This window comes from Pseudoxanthomonas sp. LjRoot204_2 (assembly GCF_056175765.1).
Genome location: NZ_JBGFFG010000316.1, coordinates 1 through 4,039 on the forward strand (window position 1 = coordinate 1; position 4,039 = coordinate 4,039).

Consider the following 4,039-nt stretch of genomic DNA (forward strand, 5'->3'; position numbering starts at 1 on the left):
TTCTCCAACCGCGTGCCGGACGACGGCGACGATCTGACCGCACGCCCCCGGCCCTAACCCGGGTCCTGGAGTATCCTATCCAGGTCGCCGGGATCTCCCATCCCCTACACAATCAAGGCACGCGCATGAGCGATATTTCCTACCAGATCGGCCCCTTCCACTTCGCTCACGAGGATGATTGCAAGGCAAAGACCTTCAATAGCGAAGATGGGGGAAAGCGTTCGTTCAAGGTGGTTCTTTCGACGGCCTACAACGCAGGGATCGTGGGCTCAGAAATGAACGGCGTTGCGGTGTTGGATGACGACAATCGCCAGGTGTTGTTCGATTGCGGCCCGGTGGCGTACAACAAGACCGCGCAGAAAATGCTCTTCACGCAACTGATGGATGCAGACTGGCCCACCTTCTGTGGCCTGGTGAAGCAGCAATCGCGATATCGTCAGTGCATGCCTGACATCAATGCGGCAAAGCCTGCCTACGTCTATCCGATCCCGGATGCCGACAACTGGCAGGTGATGAGCGTGGAGCAGGAGGGTCCGGAGGATGATCCGTACACCTACCCGGCGCAGAAGCGCGTGGAGATCGTCAAGGAACTGATCAGCCACACCACGCACCGCGATGGTCCCTATGCGAACGGTCGTCTGGCCTGGAACATCAAGGTGCCGTTCGATGTCGACACCACGGGCAAGACGTCGGACTACCCGGGTGATGCGCAGTTCGACGAGCGCTGGGAGCAGTACCTGAAGGATGAGAGTAACGAGGTGTTCGGTCGCGCCTGCGAAAGCGCGCTGAGCGCTTACGTCGAGGGCGACTACACGATCTACCCGGGCGAGATGCAGGGCAAGATCCACCTGGGTGTCGAGGGTCGCATGGGCGGGTGGCTGGTGCTGGACAAGATCGACGGCGTCGGCTCGCTCCGGTGGGACGGGCAGGCAGAGATGGAGGAAGAGCTGATGGGCTTTTCCGCTGAAGATCTCGCTGTGCTCTACAAGGTCGTGCGCAATCTGGATCGCGACGTGAGCCGCCAAAAGATCCGCAGCGAGATGGCCCACCAATACGCCTTCATCCGCAGCCAGCAGGAGGAAGAGTGGACGCAGGAGTTGGAAGAAGAGCCGGCGTCGCCGCGGCCGTAACGGAGTCAGCATGCGGACACTGCTCGCGGTCGATTCGATCCTCGCCTACCTGGACAAGCCCGATACTGATCGCCCCGTGGCGCGGTATCAGGGCGAGCGGCTGGACGATCGCGAGTTCTTCAGCGAAGAGCAGCTGCAGCGGTTGGACCGGCTGGTCCAGGGTGTAGAGACGCCCAGGTCGTCAGGCCACGGGCTGTCGAAGTTCCTGATCGACTTCGCCTGGGCGTCTTCCAAGCTGGAGGGCAACACCTACACCGAGCTGGAGACCAAGTCGCTGCTTCAGTTCGGAACGGTCAGCAAGGACAAGCCTGCCGAGGACGCGGCGATGGTGATCAATCACCGCCGCGCGATCGAACTGATGCTGGCCAGGCCGGATATCGAGTTCGACCAGCTGTTGGCCATCCACAAGGCGTTGGCAGACGACACCGATGCCCCAGGGTCTCGCCACTTCCTGGAAGTCGGCAAGCGGGGCGTCATCCGCTCCTACACGCCTGATGGCCTGCACATCACGGGCACCTCGTATCTGCCGCCACAAGCCGAGGGGCGGCCGCCAGGATTCCTGGAGGACGAGGCGCGCCGCGCGATCACACATGCGCGATCGATCGATCATCCCGTGCAGCAGGCGTTCTACGTGATGACGCGCCTGCCGTACCTGCAGCCGTTCTATGACGCCAACAAGCGCACCTCGCGTGTGTTGGCCAATGCGCCGTTGATTGCCAACGACTATGCGCCGCTGTCCTTCGTGGACTTCGACAAGACGGCCTACCTGCGTGGCCTAGTGGCGTTCTATGAGCTGGGCGATGAGCAGCTGTTCGGCCAAGCCTTCGTGCGGGCCTACGTCGGATCGGCCATCCGGTACCGCTCCCTGCCCGAGTCGGTGCGCGTGCAGCTCACGCTGGATCGCGATCGCTTCCTGGATCAGGCCACGAACTTCGTGCTGACGGGGGAGGATGAGCTGGCGGTCGAGCTGGCGCTGGCGCCGGCATCGAGTACGAACCGCCCCCGCTGATGGGAGCCACCAGGCGGAAATGCAAAGCCCGGCCAAGTGCCGGGCTTTTGCTTTCTTCTGTGCTCAGGAATGTTTGTTTCTTGTGAAACGATTCCCGAAACAGAAAGGCGGCCGTAGGGCCGCCGTTCGGGTCTTGCCTGGCCGGCCCCTTATCGGGGGCGGGGGCGATCGCGCAGGCGCTCAGCCGCCTCCAGGCCCTGCATACGGTAGTCGTGCAGGGTGGGGGCATCAGCGGACACGCTGCGTCGGGCGGCCGACAGCAGCGAGCGGGCGGCGCTGGGAAGGGGGGAGGGGGTGGTCGGTGCGCTCATGGGCTGCATTCCTGACAGAGACAAAAAAGTACGTTTCATCCGAGTATATTATAGCTTGTCTGTAGGGGAAAACCCTACTTCACGGGGAAAATTTTTCGTAAGCGTAATGCTGACAGGGGGCACATTCTGTCCGTGCTCTGCTGCACCCGCATTACGGAGCCTCGTTGGCGAAAGATGTTAAACGATTGTCCTCTATTCGCCCGTTAACCCGTTGTCAATCGAAACGAATTCTTCTCTAACTATCGTTGCACTATCAGTTCAGGTGCAGGATACTACAACGAAAGTAAACGCATGAACACACCAGAAAACATCGGACGCAAGTTGAAACTGCTCGTACTCGGCGACGAAGGCCTCGACAAGACCAAGGCGCACCAGCTCAAGAAGGCGGGTGTCCTGAAGTCGGTTGGCGACGGCATCTATGTCGGTGCGCAGCACGACTTCGGCAAGGTGCTCGATGAGTACGGCATGCGCCTGACCTCGATGCTGTTCCCCAATGCGGTGCTCACGCACCGGACGGCGTATGAGCACAAGCCGATGGACGGCATGATCTTCATCGGCGGCAAGTACCACTACAAGCGACCGATCTCCGAAGGCGAGGCCTCCCTGACCATCGTGCAGGGCATCACCGAGATCCCGGACCGCCGGGACCGGCTGCAGCACGAGGTGATCACGCTGAAGGACAAGATGGGCGAGTTCGAGATGCTGAGCTCCACGCCCGAGTTGATCATGCTGCAGCACTTCGAGGCGACGAAGGTCAACAACATCAAACATCTGGGCGCGACCGACCTGCGCAAGCTGTGGCGCAAGGTCCTGCACCGTCATGACGACGATGTGAAAAAGACTTACAAGGCGATCGAGAAGGTCGCCGAACATGCGGGGCGCAACGCCGAGTACAAGCGGTTCGTGCGCGATATCGACAACATCATCAATCCGGGAATGTAATCGGGAAGGAGTGGGGCGTGCGCTGGGTGGATCTTTCGATGTATGGGCTGGCCATGCAGTTGCATGGTCAAGTCGATCGCAACCTGGTACTGCTCGCGCTGCCTGGCGCTTCTGGYCCCGACGCCGCCGATGCTGCCCGCATGGGCTTCAAGCATCGCGACGGCTTGTACACGCGTGAAGGTCAGAAAATCCACCTGAGCGAGATCCGCGCCGTGTTCCCGCAGGCCCAGGTGCGCGACATCGACGACTCGGCCATCCACTACACGCCGCCGGCGGCCGAGCCGGAGCAGGCGGGCCTGCCCATGCCGGGTCCGGAGGTCATGCTGCCCGCCCACTGGATGCCGCAGGCCGAGTTCGTGCGCCGTGCGCACGTCTACCAGGGCCACGGTGGCTGGCACGTGGATCTGCTCAACGAGCCGATGGAGGTCCCCGACGACGTGCGTGTCCTGGGTGGACGGACGTCGATGGACAAGATCGCAGCCCTCGTGCACGCGCATGCGGTGCAGAAGGCCGACAACGCCGATCCGACGCAGTCGCGCATCGRGGTGCTGGCGGACTACCCCAAGTGCCTGACGGGCACCTGGTACGCCAACCGCCAGGCAGAGACCAACGTGACCAAGCTGCTCAGCCGGTTGGCCGTCCTGCCG

Annotated in this window: 4 protein-coding genes; all 4 read left to right on the forward strand. The window is 61.9% G+C overall.

Annotated elements, in window-relative coordinates; genetic code table 11:
* Positions 1-125 precede the first annotated feature (125 nt).
* Complete coding sequence (locus AC04L7_RS13765; protein ID WP_436001242.1) at positions 126-1,130, forward strand: hypothetical protein; 1,005 nt, start codon at positions 126-128, stop codon at positions 1,128-1,130.
* 10 nt (positions 1,131-1,140) lie between these two features.
* Positions 1,141-2,139: a Fic family protein gene (locus tag AC04L7_RS13770; RefSeq protein ID WP_436001240.1), complete on the forward strand. Its 999-nt coding sequence runs from the start codon at positions 1,141-1,143 to the stop codon at positions 2,137-2,139.
* A gap of 602 nt (positions 2,140-2,741) precedes the next feature.
* On the forward strand, positions 2,742-3,392 hold the full coding sequence (locus AC04L7_RS13775) for a hypothetical protein (protein ID WP_436001238.1): 651 nt from the start codon (positions 2,742-2,744) through the stop codon (positions 3,390-3,392).
* A 17-nt stretch (positions 3,393-3,409) separates the two neighbouring features.
* On the forward strand, positions 3,410-4,039 hold a 630-nt coding region (locus tag AC04L7_RS13780; RefSeq protein WP_475513216.1), incomplete at its 3' end, for a hypothetical protein.